Source organism: Flavihumibacter sp. UBA7668, assembly GCF_002483205.1.
Lineage (GTDB): Bacteria > Bacteroidota > Bacteroidia > Chitinophagales > Chitinophagaceae > Flavihumibacter.
Genome location: NZ_DLHM01000001.1, coordinates 703,686 through 723,857 on the forward strand (window position 1 = coordinate 703,686; position 20,172 = coordinate 723,857).

Sequence of the window (20,172 nt, forward strand, 5' to 3'; positions counted from 1 at the left end):
AAATAACTTATTTTATTTCTTCCTGGATCTCGCCGCAGGTAAGCATTTTTTCACCGAAATAGGGGTTGTTGATCTCCTTGCTGGTACTGATCCAGCTGGCTCCTTTGTTATCGAAGGCCATCGGGCAGTAGGCTTTATACAAGGGCTTATCAGACCTAAAGGCCTTCATCAGGGGATACAGACTTTCTCCCAATTTTTCATAGTGCTTGCGCTGCTCATCAATACCTGCATTCACAATAGCGGCTGCCTGTTCCTGCAGCGCCGCTTCATGAGCTGCAAGTACCTGTTGCTGTTCAGCGTTCATACCAGACTTGTCCACTTCCGCGATAGCAACCTGCAAAGCTTTGGCACCGTTGCTGGCTTCCACTGCATCATCTTTGGCCAGTGCGAAGCTGATGTGATGATAATGCGCATACACGTCAGTTAACGGTGTGGAAATCGGCTCAAGTGTAGAACTGGCAGGCTGATTAGTGGGAGGTTCAGTAGTTGTTGCCTTATCTGATTGTTGATCGGTATTGTTATTACAGGCGGATACCAATAATAGAATGACTGCAAATGCAGTTAATGAAACTGATTTCATGCGTTGAATAATTAAATTGGAAAGATGGAAGAATTTAAACGGCAGGAAATGCCTTTAGCCTGATTGGGATCAGGCTCTATCAAATAGATAAATATATCAAATACGAAGATTTCGGTAAAACAGATAATGCGGGACAATTACCTGTTGTGGTGGGGCATTGGAAAAAGGGAGTTGAAATACTGGAGTCACAGATATACTTTCTGCTGAAACAACTGAAAAAAGTTGATCCTGATCAGCGTTCATCAGCTTTTGCTTGGCGGCAGCAAGCTCCGCAAGCTTCTTATCCTGATCAACCTTAAGGACCTTATGTTCGTCTTTGCAGCAACCATCCGCTGAAGGATCATCTTTTTCCATTCCGCATCCACCACAGGTTGATTCATCGGAATGTGAAAGATTTGATTCCACCAGTTCACCCATGCAATAATGTAAATGAACGGTAAACCCGGAAGATACCGCCATATACAATAGAAGGAGCAGAGAAATAGTGAAGCGTTTCATTCAGCAATAAAGGTAGGAATTTCTAAGAAATTGAGTTAATAAAAAATACCGCTGAATAGCGGGGTTACAATAGACTAATAATAATACAAATTATCCTGGTTGCTTAATTCTGGCTGCTGCAATCAATACGCCCAAACCACTCAGTAATGCAGCACAAATAAATGCAAATTTAAAGCCGGCATTCAGCGCAACAGTTTCCTGTGCACCACTGACAACGGATGATTTTGTTACAGCCGCAGCAATTACAGCTATAATCGCTAATCCCAATGCCGACCCAACCTGGTAACTCGTATTGACAATACCGGATGCCAAACCGGTTTCATCAGGTTTAGCACCAGACATTGATGCAATGGTGGCAGGAATATAAGCTAACGACATACCTAATGCACCCAATATAGAAGCCGGTAATACACTCATTAAGTAAGTACCATTTACAGAAACCGTACTAAATACAATCAATGAAATGGTTAGAAAAATCAATCCCGCCAACAGATTAGCTTTAAAACCATATTTAGCAACAAACTTACCGGTAAACCCTACCATCACAATCATAATAGTAATTGTCATAGGTAATAAAGCCAGCCCACTATTAAAAGCATTCAGCTTTAATACTTGTTGCAGGTAGAGATTGAGGAAAAACCATAGCGGAATCCAAGCTGCTGCCAATAAACCGGTTACAATATTACCTGCTGACAAATTGGGCACTTTAAAAATGTGCAAGGGTAATAATGGATTGGTAACTTTTTTCTGTGTAGAAATAAATATATAGAAGAATAACAGAGAGCCAGCTAATAAACCTAAAGTTTGAACAGAAGCCCAACCAGCACTTTCAACCGACACGATAGCATACACCAGTATGCTTAATGCACTGGTTGCCAGTATAGCTCCCGTCCAATCTACTTTACCAGTGTTCTTTCTACCGGCTAAAAGGTAAGTTTTACAAAATGATAAAACAAGTATCCCAATTGGTATATTGATGTAAAATATCCAACGCCAGTCTAACCATTCAGTAATAACACCACCCAAAAAAACACCAGCAGATCCTCCAGCCGCTGCGGATGCACCCCAAAAACCAAAAGCCTTTCCCAATTCTTTTGGATCGGTAAAAGTAGTCATTAGTAATGTCATTGCAGCTGGGGCAATTAATGCTGATCCTAAACCTTGTATGGCTCTCCCGGTATTTAAAGATTCGGGAGACCATGCGATTCCCGCTAATAATGAAGCTGCAGTAAGAATTAGAAAACCCCACATAAATATTTTACGGGCACCGAAAAGATCCGAAAGTTTTCCGCCTAATAAAAGTATGCCACCAAACAATACAACATAGGCATTAAAGATCCATTGCAGTCCGCCTTGTGAATAACCCAGCTCTGCTTTAATTGCAGGTAAAGCTACCCCAATAATAGAAGTGTCCATGATTACCATAAACTGAGCCGTGCATAAAAGCGCCAGGGCTATCCACCTTTTTTCGTAAGCTGTTTGTGAAGCTAAGGATGATGTTTGCATTGATTATTTTTTTAACTGCTTTAGATCTTAATTTAATTGTAATATGCCCATTGCTCTTTTTAATTGTAATTCAATCAGCCGAATGGAGAATGCAGCTTGTAACTGGTCCAGTTTCGCTTTCGTTAATGCCAGTTCAGCATCCGTAAGCTCAAGCCGGTTACCCAAACCATTACAGTACCGGTCATTCATCATTGTATAATTAATCTGGGCAGCTTCTACGCTTTGTTGCAGTATGTTCCATTGGTCGTATGCTTCTATAAGGTTTGCATTTAATGATACCAATTCTGTCTGGATACTTTTCTTCAAATCTGCCAAAGCAATTTCATTTTGTTTTATATTCAACTTAGATTGCATGGATTTATACTTTAAACGATTTCCATAATAAATCGGTACCGTTAATCGAACACCCGCAAAAGAAGTACGGGGAAAACTATAATTCCCGAACTTCAGATTATCCGACTGGTTTTGTACCTGATATTGTGCTATGGCAAACAATTGAGGTTTAAATCCAGCTTTTGCATTAACCATTAATTCATTTGAATGCTCAATTCTTAAGGATTGGATCCTTAGGTCCTTACGGTTATCCATGGCAACTGAAAGACCAACACCGGTAACCTTAAATGTTTGTTCTGTTAAAGTGATACTGTCTGTAAATTCCAACTGTACACTGTCTTCGAGGCCCATTAGTTGATTTAACTGCACAGACAAAACACCCATATTGTTTTTCAAAGCTGAGATAGCAGCATGAAGATTTTGAACAGAAATATAATTGCTCAGCGTATCAGTTTTTAAACTTTTTCCCTGAAGGAATAAGGATCGGGAATCTTTCAATGCCCTTTGATTACGCAGTAAACTCTGCTCCAGCACTTTTTGCTGCTCTTTATTCATCAAAACGGTAAAGTATAATTGGGCAATATTCAGCGCCAAATTTTCTTCTGTATTATTGATTTCCTGCTTACTGATCTGCTCATTTATACCAGCCATACGGATATTACTTTTGGCAACAGGATTTAAGAGAGAATAACTCCCCACAATACTACCGTCAAAGGCTAGCCGACCTCCAAATTTTACAGCATTTAATTTAGGAGAACTGCTTTCATTCCTTAAATAGATAACAGGTCTTTCACCATATAATGAATAATCCCCATTAGCACTTATCGTAGGCAATAAGAAACTTTTAGCCTCCTTTACTGCTACCCCTGCTTTTTCACTTTCAAGCCATTTAATCTGTAACTGGCGGTTTCCTTTAGCAGCAATCTGAAAAGCCTCTTGCAAACTCAATCTTTTAACTTGAGATTTCAAATTTTCAGCACATATTACTAATGCCGATAGTATCAATAATTTTTGAATATATTGTTTCATAACTTTTTCATTTATGATCAGGTAATTTGTAATGAGTATCACCAATTGGAGTAACTTCCTCCACTTTCATCTTTATTTTGGGGGAAGAGAAATAGGAATACACCGCCGGAATGATAAACAGGGTTAAAATACCGGCAAACAGCAACCCCCCTGCAATTACAATCCCCAGGGATTGCCGACTGTTATTCGTTAAAGCAATAGGTAGCGCACCAAATATCATTGCCAATGAAGTCATTAGGATGGGACGGAAACGTTGTTCCGCCGCCTGAATAGCTGCTTCAAGCTTTGGCATACCAGTTTCCTTTAAATGATTCGCAAACTCTACTATCAGGATTCCATTTTTGGTGATCAAGCCTACCAGCGTAATGATACCAATCTGACTAAATACATTCAGGCTTTGGCCAAACCAATGTAAACTCAGCAATGCACCTGCTACTGCCATAGGTACTGTTAGCATTATGATCAGCGGATCACGAAGGCTTTCAAACTGCGCCGCCAGGATCATATAGATAAGTAACAATGAAAGAAGTAATGTGAAATTGATATTACCCTGGCTTTCCTGGTAATCCCGAGACTGGCCGGCTAATGTTGTTTTGAAATTTTCTCCTAAAACTTCAAGTTTAATTCGCTCCATCTCCTTAATACCATCGGCTAAACTCACTCCTGGAGCCAGACCGGCGGACACGGTTGCAGAAGTATATTGGTCGTACCGGTAGATGGCAGCAGGACTAATACCTTCATCAATGGTAACCAGATTATCCAGGGAGATCATTTGTCCATTGGCAGAACGAACATAAACAGCACGCAGGTCACTAATATCATTCCTGTTTGTTCTTTCAACTTGTCCAATTACTTCGTACTGGCGGTCATTTTGTAAATAATATCCATAACGCTGACCGGAAAACGATAATTGTAATGCCCTTGCCACTTCCTGAATTGATACTCCAATTAAAGCTGCTTTTTTACGGTCAATATTAATTGTTAATTCAGGCTTATTTATTTTAAGATCTGCATCCACAAACATCAATTTCTTACTTTGTCTGGCTGCATTTAAAAACTTAGGCAATATTGAAGAAATGCTATCTAATCCGGGGGCTTGTAATACAAATTGTATTGGCATACCACCACCATAACGGGTACCTATGGTTGGCGGAAGGTAAGGAAACAATAAAATATTCCTGAAATTGCCCGAAGCCATTCCATATTGATTATAGAGCTGCTGAATTGTCGTTTTTCTCTCTTTTGGGTCTTTTAAATAAATAGATTGTACCGCAAAACTTGTTGGAGCCGGAGCAGGTATAAAAGAAATAGCTACCATCGAATAAGTTTGATATAAGCCATCAGTAGAATCATTTACATACTTACCCACCTCCATCATATTTTGTTTCATTTTATCGAATGAAACACCTTCCGGGGCAATTGCTATCAAACTCATATTACTTCTGTCTTCAACTGGCGCTAATTCACTAGGTAAATTTTTTCCAATAAAGTAAATCAAACAGGTAGTTCCAATAAGAAATACAAATGCTAACCAGCGATAACGCATAAAGCCTTTTAACCATGTTGCATATCCGTTATTTAATATGATAAAGAACGGCTCTGTATTACGATACAACCAGTTTGGCTTATCCTGCTTTTTCAAAAGATACGCACTCAGCATGGGCGATAATGTCAACGCTACAAAAGCAGATACCAATACTGAACCAGACACCACAATAGCAAATTCCTTAAACAACTGTCCACTGATACCACCCATAAATATGATGGGCATAAAAACCGCAGCCAAAGTGATAGTTGTAGAGATTACAGCAAAATATATTTCTTTACTGCCTGCAAAAGCTGCCTGTACAGGAGACATGCCCTCTTCCACTTTTTTATAAATATTTTCAAGCACTACGATTGCATCATCCACCACTAAACCAATAGCCAGCACCAATCCCAATAAGGTTAAAACATTAATAGAAAAACCAGCTATGTACATAATAAAGAAAGCAGATAGTATAGAAACCGGGATTGCAATTACCGGAATGATGGTTGATCTCCAGTCACGAAGAAAAAGGAAAATGATGATCACCACCAAACCAAAAGCGATAAGTAAAGTTTCTTCCACTTCTTTGATTGATTCACGAACCGGTTTGGTATAATCAAATCCAACAATTAGGCGATACGCTGAGGGTATTTCTTTTTTCAGAACTTCCAGTCGTTTATAAAACTCATCCACTACTTTAATCGCATTTGCACCTCTTTGGATTTGTATAGCTACGCCCACACCAATTGCATTTTTACCACCTGTTTCGTTGATAATTGCGTTACGTTCATTCATTTCACCCAGCTCTGCATATCCAATTTCTTTTAACCGAATAACAGCGTTAGCAGTTTGTTTAATGATCATTTCATTAAACTCTTCAGGTGTAGTCAGCCTACCCAGGGTACGAACACTAAGTTCATTGCTGCTGCCTTCAATACGTCCGGAGGGGAGATCAATATTCTCTTTCGCCAGTGCTATTCGAATATCTTCAGGTGTTAACTGATAAGACGCTAATTTTACAGGATCGAAACGTAAGCGCATGGCATATTTATGTTCACCAACTATGGCTACACGTTGAATGCCGGGAATAGATTGAATACGATCTTTAATTACAGTTGATGCCAGATGACTCACCTCCTTTATATCTTTTGTATCGCTTTCAACTTCAAGGAAAGCTACCAGGTTATCGGGTGATGTCGCCTTTTCTACAATTGGAGGATCTACATCGGCTGGGATCTGGCTTTTAGATTTAGCTACTTTATCTCTTACATCATTCAAAGCGTCTTCCAAATCCACGTCACGGTTAAACTCCACAGATATCACACTCACCTGTTCCCTTGATTCGGATGAAATTGTTCTAACACCATTGGCCTCGGCAACTGATTCTTCAATGGGCTTGGTAATCTTTGATGCAATTACATCAGGACTTGCTCCTGCATAAAATGTAATAATAGAAATAACGGGAGGTTCAGTCATCGGGAACTCTCTAACACCAAGATAACGCCACCCTACCAGTCCTGCGATAACAATCAGTGCAGAAAATACAGCAGCCAGAACCGGCTTTTTTATACTTATTGACGGTAAACTCATGGTTTAATATTTTGATGGATACTTATTTGATGGATACAACAGATACTGGCATTCCATCACCTGCACGTAACATATTTGATATCATTACAGTATCTCCACTGGCAATACCCGTACTGATTCTTGCGGCCTTTTCGTTCCGATTAACAACAGCTACTTCTGTTATTTTTGCGACACCATTCTTAACCAAAAACACGCTATACCCACTTGCTCCTGGAAGAAGGGCTTCTGTTGGAACAAAAATTCCTTTTTCATTATCTTTTGTTGTTTTGAAAAAAACTTTAGCAGACATGCCAGCTTTTAATTTTCCCAAAGGTTTATTGATAATGGCCTGCACCGTAATATTCCTGGACTGAAGGTCCACACCAGCTTCTGTTGATACAACAGTTGCGAGATCTTGTTCTTTATTCTGCTCAGTTGTAAATGAAATTTTATTACCTGAATTAATCAATGGTAAATATTTTTCTGACACATTAAATTGGATCTTTAATGTTCCCGATTCCTGTAAATTAACCAATGGTAACCCAGGAGAAACCAGTGAACCGGCAAAAACTTTGGATATACCAATAACACCTGAGAAAGGGGCTCTGACAGAAGTCTTAGCTAATTCAACCCGCAAAATCTCTTCTGCTGCCTGCAATGATTGTACTTTAGCCAAAGCAATGTCATATTCCTCCTGTCGAACAGTTTCTGTTTTTAGTAATTCATATAAACGACGTTCAATAATTTGAGCAAGATTTAAATCTGCCTGCAACTGACGGAGTTTAGCACGGATGTCTGAATCATCTAATTTATACAACAATTGTCCCTGGCTTACATAACTTCCATCTTTAAAAGCAACGTATGAAACCTTCCTTGATAACTCACTCATAATATCTACTGTGCGATTAGGCACAATAGAACCAGCTACAATTTCAGTTTGATCTAAAGTTATTTCGCTTGCAATAATTACATCTACCGGTAACGCGGGCGGTATTGTTGTTTTATCTTCAACCTTCCTTGAATCTGATGCTTTGGAAGAGCATGCGGCGGATAATGCCACCACTACTATTGCAGCAATAAAATGATTCCATTTATTTGTTTGCATATATTACTATTTAATTTTGATTGATACACAAAACTAAATGGTGATACATGTGGAAATGTTATACTATAGCCTGTAAGAATTATATTATTTCCAGATGCCAATTAAAAGGATTTCACGTACTAGTTTGAAAAGAATAAATCATCCCGGCGTAGCTGTTCGTACATTTTCATGCAGAACATGAATCTAACTTTATCTTACAAGCTTCTTTCTGCGTATCTCTTTAAAGTAGGTAGGAGTTAAACCAGTTTGCTGTTTAAACTGCCGTGAGAGATGCGCCACACTGCTGAAGTTTAATTTAAAAGCTATATCAGCCAGCGTTTCTTCCGTATATACCAAAAACTCTTTTACTTTTTCGATTCGGTACTCAATAAGGTATTTCTCGATCGTCGTCTTTTCCATTTCAGAAAAGAAAGTACTTATTTTATCGTATTCTGTCCCAAGTCGTTTTCGGACCAGATCAGAAAAGCGAAAAGCCTTTGGAAAATCATAATCACCACCATACACTTCTTTTAATAGTGCTTTTACCATTTGCACCATCTTTCCCCTTTTATCTTCCACCAGGCTAAAGCCATAAGGTTTTAACTTTTCTTCCAATATAGTTGCTTCTTCCGCACCTATTGAACCAGTTAGAGTTACTTCTCCAAGTTGTATTTCAATGGCTTCAAAACCTCCTTCCTCCAATACATTTTCTACCGTTTTTATACATCGCTGACAAACCATGCCTTTTATGATGAACTTGCGGTTGCCGTACATATGCTAAAATTTAGTACATCAAAATAAGAGGAAATAAAAATCGGCATTGTTATATTATTCCATGAAAATTGTATATAATTTTAGTTTAGCGCTGGATCCGGCACTGCTTAAAAAACTAGTGTTGGCGAGAATGCATAAAATAGATGCAAGGACCAAATAAATCAAACCTCATGAGTAATCAGGCGGAAAATTATAAGCGGCGATTATTTATCAATCTGCCAGTTACCAATTTGGAAAATTCCTGTTTATTTTATTTGAAACTGGGATTTAGCCTATAGCCATTATTTACAGGGCAGGATCAAATCTGCATGGCATGGAGTGATAAGATATTGCTCATGCTGCAATCAAGATCATTTACCCCTATCCCCTGCTGCCACCGGTTACCAGGTAGATATTCACGGTGCTGTCTTATTCCTGTTTTAGCGGAACACAAACATTCATGGAATGGGAACGAGAAGGATCCAGCCCCATAGCTCCAAATAAAAAACGGGGAACTCCCTTTTCCAAATATAAGCAGGGCCGCTCCAAATGATCTTTAGCAATTGTACCGTCTTCAAAATAAATTCTACTTCCAATTACTTTTGGGTGTTTAGCTGGTTGCCAATCATAACCGTTTGCAGAGGTCATTAATGCTAAAGCACCTTTATCGCCGGTGAACTTGCCAATTACATCACGCACAATCGCATAATTGGTCCCTTTATAATGCCATATATAAGGATCCTCCGCCACCATCCATTCTTTACCCGCATCCGCAGATCCAAATATTGGTTTGCTATGTTTGATATAGGGGCCAGTAAGGGAGGAAGCAAATGCCACTCCAAATCGCACTTTACCTCCTTTCATGGTGCCATTTTTTTCTACTTGTTTATATAACAGGATAACACGTCCTTTATCATCTACTGTGGGTGCAGGATTTGATACAAGCATAGCATCATATGCTGTACTATCAAGACTAACATTTAAAATGGGCTCATCCCTTCTTTGCCATTCTCCTTCGGGATCATCAGCTACTGCAAGCCCAATACGCTGACTGTTTCTTCTGGCCCACCAGGCTTCTTCACCAAATTGATTAGATAACTTATTAATTTCAGCTGAACCATTGGCGCCCATGTAAAACATATAATATTTCCCCTTGTACTGTATTACTGCCGGATTGTGGGTACAGGCTCCATCCCAATAATTTTCTCCTCTGGCAGAAAAAATTACTTTTATATGTTTATATGGGCCGTTTGGTTTATCTGCCCGTGCTAATGCGATTTCTGAAAAATTAATCCACCCATTGTGGCCGGTATGTTTTGGCCAGCGTGAATAAAGCATATAAAATTTTCCATTTTCTCCTTTTGTAACCGATCCACACCAAATATTATATGAACTGTCTATAAATCTATTGTTCAATGGGATAGGCTGAACCATAGCGGCAATATTTATATCACCCATTGAACTACTATTATTTGTATCAGGCTTCTTTAGTACACTGCATGCAGCTAAAAAAAGGAGAAGTGCTGAAAAACACAGGTTGATTCGGTTCATTATATAAAAATTAGGTAGGAAGATTAGTGTACAATTAATTCTGCTTCTTTTTTAAATCCCCAATATCCATAGGATGCTTTGTACACCATATTCTTTTGAACAGAAATTGTGGTTCTGAATGTATTGCTATTCATGCTTGTTTCCCTAACCTTATATCTAACCGCCTTTCCATTGCCTTCTTTTAATTCTACCCACCCCTCATCAATTTTATCAGGATGTATATTAAGGGGCGCTTTCAACTGTATAAAAACTTTTGAGCCTTTTTTTGCTACTGTTATTTCCTTTCCCGCAGCATTCAGAAAACTGACCTTTGTACTATGTAATGCTGAAAAAGTGATGGTAGCCATCCAACCCCTGTTAGAGATCGCCCAGCCTTCCGTTGCATAGGCATTCTTCCCGATTCTATCAGTAGTGGTATCCACCAAATTTGTAATCGTATCAGTATGCAGGCGGGGGAAGTCTCTATCCAGCGGCGATCCATCCAGGGTACCCCTCACCAGGCCCAGTAATCCATACCCATCAGGATGGGCCTGCGGCCATCCGTGTTCAACTCCTTCCCAATAACCACCAATTTCTATCCTCTCTTTACTTTTATTACTTAAATGGGCACCCAAGGGATTTAAGCCAAAAACAAAATTTACCTGTGACCATGCCTGTTCTCTTACAGCCGGCTTATTCAATATATACGAAGCAGCAAACAAACTGCCGCCCAAAGCCGGTGCACCGCCTAATTCTTTTGTTTTGGGATGTGCCCATTCTGTTTTGCTGTGCACGCGGTACTGCCAGGGATTTTCCGTTTTGGAAAGGATATGCTTCATCCAGTCCTGCAGTTTTTCTTTACTTCCTTTAGGTGCCTTGTCTGGTGCCGTTAGCAGAAAGAAAGCCAGTGCCTGGGGAGTAATATGTTCGGCGTTGCGAATCCACCACATATGGCGGATGTTATTGAAATCCCAGTTTTTAATTATATCATTAGCACTTTCCTGCGCCCATTTTAAAAATTGATCCGGCTTGCCGTCTTTTTCATTAAGCTCTGTCAGGTACATGAAGAGGTTACTGAAAACCGACTGGCCAAATGCATTGCCCATTTCATTAAATTCCTGGTAACCCGAGTCTACCCATTTATTACTGTATGTCCAGTACCGAACCACCTTGTGCCGATCGTATGCGATCCATTTATCCAAACAAACCTGTCTGTATTTTCTATATTTATCTTCCGACAGATAAGGCTTCAGAAAGCTATGGTATGCTGCACAAACAGCCGCCAGCTGATCCAGTGTATTCCAGTAATCATAGGTCATTTTTTCTGTGCCTTCATACCCTACCCATCCATTCCTGTCGCCTATTGGTCCGTTGTACTTTACATGGTGGTAGGCAAACTCTGCATGCCATAGAATAAGCGCAATTAAATCAGGTACTTCTCCATCCCCAAGTTCATTTTTCCAATTATCAAATAAAGCAGGATTGGAAGCATAGAACATGCTTTCAAATACCGTCTCTAATCCCCATGCACCACCATCCCTTGACGGACCTCCGCCATACACATTTGCTTCATTGGAATGAACCGGATTCGTAGAACCCCGCACATCAATAAAAAATCCATACGCTAACCTGGAAGAAAGAAGTTCCAGAAAATAGGGAGCAATTCGAAAAGGAACAGAAGGCGCCAGTCCCTGTACTTTTATCACATACGTTGTTTGGCTGTTTGATGTAGGATTAAAGCGGGAAAAATTTCCGCTATACCCTTTTATCTTTCCTTTATACACTACAAGTCCTGTTTGAACATCCGTGATTTCAAAATCAGTTCCATCAGCAACACCCCAGGCCACAAATCGCTTAGATTCTCCGGTATTATAGCCTGCCTGGTTCACCAATACCGTCCTCAGCGCCTTGGATTGTGCCTGAAGCTGAACCGCCTGTGATAGTAGTATTGCAAAGCATAACACGAACTTAAAAAGACGCACTCTCATTATAGAAATTTTTTAAGCTTTTAAAACAAATTATTGAACTGGTAAGGCTTACCGTTTACCAATTCAATAGTATGCTCCCTGTTGGCATACCGGATACGGTAGGTTCCGCTTTTAGCAGCCTTTAAAATCACCTTTTCCAATTGTCCATTTTTCCAATAAACAGCTACTTCCACATTGCCCCTTGCTTTCAAACCCTTTACAAAACCATTCTTCCAAACCGAAGGCAGGGCAGGCAATAAATGAATGCTCCCTGCATGACTTTGCAGCAACATTTCTGCAACACCAGCTGTGTAGCCAAAATTTCCATCAATCTGAAATGGCGGATGGGTATCGAAAAGATTATGAAGTATGTTTTGCCTGAATAACTGACGGATCAACTCATAAGACCGGTTGCTCTCCTGTAGTCTGGCATATAAATTGATTTTCCAGGCCGTGCTCCAGCCAGTACTTTTATCTCCCCGGGCATTAAGGGATACCAACGCTGCCTTTGCCAATTCAGGTGTCTTAAACGGGCTAATCTGCCTTCCCGGATGTACGGCAAACAAATGAGAATTGTGCCGGTGTTTATCATTGGGATCATCCACATCATCCATCCATTCCTGTAATTGTCCCCATCTGCCTATTTGAGGGCCCAGCAATCGATCACGCATGGATATGATGCGAAGCCGGTGAGCAGAATCTTCTTTCAGCAATTCCGAGGCTTCAATAAAGTTGGTGAACAGGTCATAAACAATTTGTTGGTCATATGAAACGCCCGGGTAGGGAGTTCTGTCACCCTCTTTCATACCAGGACCATGCTCAGGCGACCAGCCATCAGGCGTGATCAAGAATCCTTTCGGACCTTCCACCAGGTGATTCTCCCAATAGGCAACCACATCTTTGAGCATAGGAAAAGCGCTTGTTCTTAAAAAGCTGGTATCTCTGTTAAATGCAAAGTGTTCCCAAAAATGTTGACTCAGCCAGGCACTACCCGGACGATGAATACCCCAGGTGGAAGGCCCCCCCATTAAATTATTGGTACTGTAAGCAATCCAGCCAAAAGGAGTTTTTAACTTAGGATCGGAAGATTTCTTTTGAACTGCCGCCAGGTTTTCTACCCATTTAAATAAAGGGGAATGACACTCTGGTAAGTTGGTTACTTCCGCCGGCCAATAATTCATCTGAATATTGATGTTGGTAGTGTATTGCGAATACCATTCCGGTTTGTAGGAATCATTCCAAATACCCTGCAGGTTGGCGGGCAGACCACCCGGACGGGAAGAGCTGATTAAAAGATACCGGCCATATTGAAACAATAAAACCTCCAGTGCCGGATCCGAAACGCCCTTGTTATACTCCAATAATCTATCAGTGGTTGATTTGCGGGGCGTGTTACCCAAATTCAATTCCACCCGATTGAAATGTTTTCTGAAATCAGTTACATGGGTGCGTTTGAGTTGTTTGTAGGTTTTCTTTGAAAGGGTAGCCATTCGATTCACCAGCTTTCTATGAGGGTGTTCACCCTGGAAATTCTGCCTGTGATCATTCACAAAAGAAGTGCCTGCCACCAAATACAAGGTCAACCTGCTGGCACCAATCACTGAAATACCTGATGTATCTGATTTTAGTTCACCTCCGCCAATTTGAAGTTTTAATCGGGACTCATAGGCCATATTGTTTTCCAGCCTACCAGAAGCACTAATTTCATTTCCTTCCACAATAATAGTGCCCTGATGAGCATCCTTTAACCTAACCTTACCCGTTATCTGGCCAGGTTTGCTGGCCCAAATCCGCATTACCATTACCTGATCCGGATAACTGATGAAATATTCCCGGGTAAATTGAACATCACCCACCTGATAGGTTATTTTATGTATGGCATCATTGAGCAGTAATTCTCTTTTATAATTGGAAAAATCTGAGACAGAGAAATCCAAATACAGATCTCCAAAAGGCTGATACCAGCCCATACTGGAAGTGGTACCTGTGCATAGGGAAAGTTCATTGAATTGAATATGCTCCTGCGCTACTCCGCCATACACCATTGCTCCAATAAAACCATTACCCATTGGCAAGGCCTGAAGCCACTCTTCGGAAGGTTTGTTATACCAAAGCCGTTGTGTCTTTTCCTGTTGTGCCTTTGCATAAAACTGCGACGATAAAAAAAGGCATAGTAGAAGCACTGTTTTTTTTATGAACATGACGTTCATCCGGCTTCTCTGATGGGCAGCCTTCCATACAAAGGCAGCTATAATCAAAATTAAACTACCAACAGAAATCACTACCCAGGAAAAGTCATTAGCCAGCAATCCTAAAATTATAATACCGACTCCAACAACCAGCATTGAAAGAGATATAACACGAATACCAAATATGTTTTGTTTTTCAGCTTCTCTATGTGCATCTTCCGTTCTGTTGCTCTTATTAGTATCCGAACCGTTGTCGCTAACTATGTAACCGGAAGTATGCGTTCTTCCTTTACATGCATAATAGAGTTCAAAAAATAAAAGGATAAGTAAGGGTAACCCAACACCCAGGCCGGTTTCTACTGCACGGTTAAGTTTAATCCCAAACAAAGAGGGGCTGAGTGTCTTAAAAAACAGGTTGATGAGTAATGTTGCAGTTGAGGTGGTAACAAGAGAAATACCTGTTTGCCGTTTAGAAAACAGCGACCAAATAATGGGCGCAAATAAAGCACCACCTGCAATTGAAGCAAGACTCAAAACGAACTCAACAATACCGCCAATCAGAGGTATCAGTAAGGCAAGAATTATTGTACAGATACCAAACAACAGCGTAAAGATTCGTGCAACAAAAATAAGTTCTTTTTCAGCCGCTTTCGGTCTAATCAGGTTTTTATACAGATCAGTAGCAAACACCGTAGCTGCCAGGTTAATAGTTGTATTAGCCTTACTGGAAGTTGCTGAGATCATACCGGCAAGCACTAAACCAATTAAACCGGCAGGAAGAATTTTCTGACACAACATCATGTAGGCACCTTCTGATTCCAATCCTTTCAAATCAGGACTCATAATACGGAAAATCATAGGCGGGATCATCCATAAAAAAGGGCTGATAAAATATAATATTGTAAACAAATAGGCAACCTTTCGCGAATTCTTTTCTGTTGCAACACTTGTATATCGCTGAACATAGGACCAGTTTCCACCAATATAAAGGGTTTGATAAACAATAAAAGCTAACATAAACCCCAACGTGTAGTCTTCGTTAAATGGTTGGAAGAAGTTTTCGGGTGCCTGATTCAATAAATTTCCTGCGCCCCCAATTTCGTTGAACGCAATTGGAATAACAATTAGGACAGAAGCAGTAAGAATTACAAACTGCACCACATCGGTAACCAGCACGGCCCATAAGCCACCCGCTGCTGTATACAAAACAATAATCAAACCAATAGTAATGATACAGGCCTCTAAGGAAAAAGGAGTAGCTACATAAACCATCTTACCAACAGGATATAAAACAGATGCCGTGCTAAATAGGCTTAACACTAATATCAGGTAGGTGTAAAATTGTTGTGCTTTCAGACCAAATCTTTTTCCCAGGTATTCAGCAGCAGTTTTTGCACCGGTTCTCTTCCATCTTGCAGCAATAAACAAGGCTACAATCAATCCGCTGATTGCCATGGTTAATTGTATGGCATTGGCCACTAAGCCATGCTTGTAGGCAATTGAACCCCACACCACAAAAGTACCTGCAGAGAAATAGCTGATAAATAAAGAAAGACCATTGATCCACCAGGGAGTTTCTCCGCCTGCTTCAAAAAAGGCCTGCCCGCTTTTGCTTCCCTTCCTGGTAAAAACTAAACCAATGCAAAATATTAATAAAGCAAATATGACCATTACGATAAAATCTAAATTCTTCATATTGCTGATTTATTTATACTACTCAATAGCTATAACATCGAACTGAAAAAACTGCAGCAGGGATTTTATCTGATGGATGTTCTACAGTAAGGATAAGTTTCTGCGTTCGCACAGGTTGTTCAAATTCTATTGAATTCAGCGTTTGGTAATTATCCTTCTTATAATGTAATACATTTCCCATTTCATCCTGCAGTTTAAAATTTCTTACGCAGAATGGCATAACGGCTTCCGGGTGAGTCATCAACACACTTTCCATGGGATGATCATAATCTGTATCGAATAAAACAACCACTCGCTTAATTTCCTGCGGTTCTTTCCATTCAAAAAAAAGTTGAGGGTTGGGATCCGACCAATCCGCCACCCATGCATTCGGTTGTAAAGTGGGTCGGTCAATTCCATTTTTCACGTTGTTTGCAGAAAAGACTTCCACGGCCGGAGAAAACCTCATAGCAATATTATGACCTTGCGGTCGGCGTTGCGGACACCAAAACTCAAAAGAATCAACACCAATGTCAGCTGGAGGTGTTTGCTTCCCATAGTTGGAAACGGCATGATTGATTAAATTAAAAACTGACAGTATACCGGTTACTCTTTTTTCTGAATAATTAACTCTAATAAGAGGATTTTTTAAAAGAAGGATAAACGCATAACAATCTTCCTCCATCCTGCGCTCAAACTGCAACTCAATAGAATTTCTTCCCGGATGAATTTCTAACTGTTTTTTTTCAAGGATAAGATCCGGTGTATAATTTCCATTTTTGCTGCTGATCCTTAATTCCACATCCAACCGGGTATTTACCTCTGCATACGCATGAAGCTCAAGTGCAGGAATTGAACCCGCTTTAATTGGAATGAGCTGACCCGCCGATATATCCAGCGGTTTCCATAAACTGCTTTCCCCCAGTTCCTTCAAAGAAAGGGTACTGGTAGACCTTATTGTTGCCTTTTTTACCAGATCTGCATTATCAACAAGTTGTAATCCGGGAATATAATGGCCTGTTTTCAATAAGGCATTTTGTAATTCTTTCATTAAATCTACCCTATTTAAATCTCTTGGATTTGCTTTATTGTTTGTAGCAATTGCCGCCGCCATACCTACAGCCTGACCCGTGTATGCAGAAGTTGCCATAACTCTTGTAGAACCAAAAGCAACATGGGTGGCACTGATAATGCGACCGGCAAAAAACAAATTATAGATATTTCTGCTATAAAGCGATCGATAGGGGATTTGATAGACGCCCTTTGGATGCCATTGATTGCAACCGGGTTTTTCACTAAATACACCATCAGCCGGATGAAGATCGATTGACCAGCCGCCGTAGGCTACTGCATCAGGATGAATTTTCTGTTGAATAATGTCCTGCTGGCGTAAAATATAGTCACCTTCAAATCGCCGGCTCTCTCTTTTGCCCGGAATTGTACCCATCCATTCCAGGGTAAGGGTATCCGCCTCAGGAAACTCGCCGGAATTTTTAATATAATCCCAAACACTGTAGACCACCTTCCATAACTCCCATTTAATTTCTTCTGTATCTCTGACTGTATGTAATCTGCCGCCATATTCAATCCACCATAGTTTACAACCAAAGTCTTTGGTATTAAAACTTTTAAATTTGGGGATCTTGGTTATATCACGAAGCGCGAATGAAGGGGGCGTAAAAGTTACCGGCTTTCCGGTATCCTTGCTGTAAAAATATATGGAATGCCCCAGCAGCTCCCCGTATTCCTCAGAAGGTGCAAACAATTCGCCAAACTCTTCTTTGCTTTCAGCACCCATTCTAAAGGCTGCTCCGGAAAGAAAACCAACAATTCCATCACCGGAAGCATCACAGAATAAAGGAGCAGCTACTTTGTATTCAGTTTGATTCTGACTACAGAACGCACTTACAGAACTGATTATTCCGGCATTTTCCTTGTCAACCCTATAAATGGCCGTGTTGAGTAAGAGCGTAATGTTTTTCTCCTGAAAAACTTTATCAAGTAAGATAGCGTCAAATATGATTGGATTGCCTTCCGCGTTCCGAAAGGTATTTTCAACCAGTAACTCGTCAATTAATCCACCTTCCCTGGCCCATCTGTTATTATTTCCCATGTGAGAAGTAGCTCCCAATATCCATAAACGAACTTCACTGGACGAATTACCACCCAATACAGGCCGGTCCTGAATAAGAATTACTTTTAAACCCTGCCTTGCAGCAATAATAGCGCAACAAACTCCCGACAATCCACCACCAGCCACTACCAAATCACCTGTCATTGAAACCTGGTATAAACTTCTATTATAAACGGAAGTTTCTCTTATCATAAGTTAGCTTTTAAATTTTATCCCAGGCAGCAATACGATCGAATTCAATTAATCAATAATCTTTATTCTGCTCTAATTGAGGATTTCTCTCTAATTCGCTTTGCGGGAAGGGGAGCACATTATTTTTTTCTCCGAACGACAAGCTTAAAGGAACATAGGGAGGCGGATTGAAAACTGCTTTCAGCTTTTCATCCATAATATTCCATCTTTTTAAATCAAAATAACGCAATCCTTCGCAAGCAAACTCCACTCTTCTTTCGTGCCTGATATACTCTCTGAGTGCATCCTGCGAATTATAGATGGTCTCATCAACAGGTGGCAAATTTACCTGTAACCGCTGCCTTACTTTATTAATAGCATCATAAACGGTAGCATCCGGTCCAGTGGCTTCATTTTTAGCCTCCGCATACATCAATAATACATCTGCATACCGGATATGGATGATGTTTACATCTGTTTTAACTGCTGATATATCACGAGAGAATGGCAGATGAGTAAGGTCTAAATATTTTTGCATTACAAATGGAGTTTGTTGCTCCGGATAAGTTTGCTCGCTACCATTCGGATTAATAAATTTTTCCCCTGGTAATTTTAAGGTAATATCCATTCTCGGATCCCTGTTTATATAGGGGTCATCAGGATTGAACAAGGGCGAAGAAGAAATCGGTTTACCATCGATACATTCGTATTCATCTGCCAGTGTTTGGTATAACGTTACGGCACCATACCAGCCAACTTCAGTTTCCAACCCTTCACCAGAACCGCTATGTGTTGAATTGGGCGCCAGGTACATGGTTGAAAACATAATTTCCGGATTGTTGCGTTGCGTGGCGGTAATAAATAAATCACTGTAACTCGAATTTATACTGAATTTACCACCATTTATAACCTGTTGAAGAATATTAGCAGATTCATTCCATTTCTGTTCAAATAAGAGCACTTTTCCTTTGAGTGCCATGGCAGAACCCTTTACAGCATGACCCGTATAGGCAATATCAGGTAAATTGCTGATGGCAAAATCAAGATCTTCGTGAACGAAGGCAAGCACATCCGCTTTAGGGCTTGCTGCAATTTTTGCTTCTTCAACTGTATTAGGTTCAACTTTATAAAGGGGCACACCACCATAAGCCTGAACAAGATCAAAGTAAAATAGTGCACGTAGAAAACGCACTTCTCCTTTAACCTTATTTTTCAAATCAGTACTTACCGGTGCATTGTCTATATTTTCTAAAAAATAATTGCAGCTGGCAATCCCATTGTATGGACCTGTAAAAAAAGCAGATGGAACATTCGTTGAATTAACGACTCCCTTGCTCATATCGAGAAAGCTGGTGATAAGGCGGGTATACCCATTATCTGAATACCCTTCCAAAAATACTTTTGTGTAGCTATAATAGCCGCCTCTTAATCTGGAATAGACACCGGATAATCCCTTTTGTACATCCTCTTCTGTTTTCCAAAATGTACCACTCGAGATAACATCACCTGGATTCTTCTCCAAAAATTTATTGCATGAAGTGGTAATCATCAATACCACTGCAATAAGAAAAAATGATTTTATTATATTTTTCATCAGTTTATACGTTTTATCTTTAAAATCCGACTG

12 protein-coding genes are annotated in these 20,172 nt (G+C 40.1%); all 12 read right to left on the minus strand.

Annotated features, from left to right (window positions below):
- Positions 1-7: 7 nt before the first annotated feature.
- Positions 8-580 carry a DUF3347 domain-containing protein gene (locus tag B2746_RS03030; RefSeq protein WP_290790874.1) on the minus strand — a complete coding sequence of 191 codons (573 nt, stop codon included), beginning with the start codon at positions 578-580 and terminating at the stop codon, positions 8-10.
- A gap of 96 nt (positions 581-676) precedes the next feature.
- On the minus strand, positions 677-1,078 hold the full coding sequence (locus B2746_RS03035) for an HYC_CC_PP family protein (protein WP_290790876.1): 402 nt from the start codon (positions 1,076-1,078) through the stop codon (positions 677-679).
- Between the two features lie 90 nt (positions 1,079-1,168).
- The gene (locus B2746_RS03040) at positions 1,169-2,584 is read right to left on the minus strand and encodes an MFS transporter (RefSeq protein WP_290790878.1); all 1,416 of its coding nucleotides are present in this window, start codon (positions 2,582-2,584) and stop codon (positions 1,169-1,171) included.
- Between the two features lie 27 nt (positions 2,585-2,611).
- On the minus strand, positions 2,612-3,859 hold the full coding sequence (locus B2746_RS03045) for a TolC family protein (RefSeq protein WP_290790880.1): 1,248 nt from the start codon (positions 3,857-3,859) through the stop codon (positions 2,612-2,614).
- Positions 3,860-3,953: 94 nt separating this feature from the next.
- Positions 3,954-7,064 carry an efflux RND transporter permease subunit gene (locus B2746_RS03050; protein WP_290790882.1) on the minus strand — a complete coding sequence of 1,037 codons (3,111 nt, stop codon included), beginning with the start codon at positions 7,062-7,064 and terminating at the stop codon, positions 3,954-3,956.
- A gap of 22 nt (positions 7,065-7,086) precedes the next feature.
- Positions 7,087-8,148, minus strand: a complete 1,062-nt coding sequence (locus B2746_RS03055; protein WP_290790884.1) for an efflux RND transporter periplasmic adaptor subunit — start codon at positions 8,146-8,148, stop codon at positions 7,087-7,089.
- Between the two features lie 189 nt (positions 8,149-8,337).
- On the minus strand, positions 8,338-8,901 hold the full coding sequence (locus B2746_RS03060; RefSeq protein WP_290790886.1) for a helix-turn-helix domain-containing protein: 564 nt from the start codon (positions 8,899-8,901) through the stop codon (positions 8,338-8,340).
- Between the two features lie 408 nt (positions 8,902-9,309).
- Positions 9,310-10,431, minus strand: a complete 1,122-nt coding sequence (locus B2746_RS03065) for a glycoside hydrolase family protein (protein WP_290790888.1) — start codon at positions 10,429-10,431, stop codon at positions 9,310-9,312.
- Between the two features lie 23 nt (positions 10,432-10,454).
- The gene (locus tag B2746_RS03070) at positions 10,455-12,398 is read right to left on the minus strand and encodes a cellulase N-terminal Ig-like domain-containing protein (protein ID WP_290790890.1); all 1,944 of its coding nucleotides are present in this window, start codon (positions 12,396-12,398) and stop codon (positions 10,455-10,457) included.
- A 20-nt stretch (positions 12,399-12,418) separates the two neighbouring features.
- The gene (locus B2746_RS03075) at positions 12,419-16,261 is read right to left on the minus strand and encodes a sodium:solute symporter family transporter (RefSeq protein ID WP_290790892.1); all 3,843 of its coding nucleotides are present in this window, start codon (positions 16,259-16,261) and stop codon (positions 12,419-12,421) included.
- A 22-nt stretch (positions 16,262-16,283) separates the two neighbouring features.
- Entirely contained in the window at positions 16,284-18,566 is a 2,283-nt protein-coding gene (locus B2746_RS03080) for an FAD-dependent oxidoreductase (RefSeq protein ID WP_290790894.1), read from the minus strand.
- 52 nt (positions 18,567-18,618) lie between these two features.
- On the minus strand, positions 18,619-20,139 hold the full coding sequence (locus B2746_RS03085; protein ID WP_290790896.1) for a RagB/SusD family nutrient uptake outer membrane protein: 1,521 nt from the start codon (positions 20,137-20,139) through the stop codon (positions 18,619-18,621).
- Positions 20,140-20,172 lie beyond the last annotated feature (33 nt).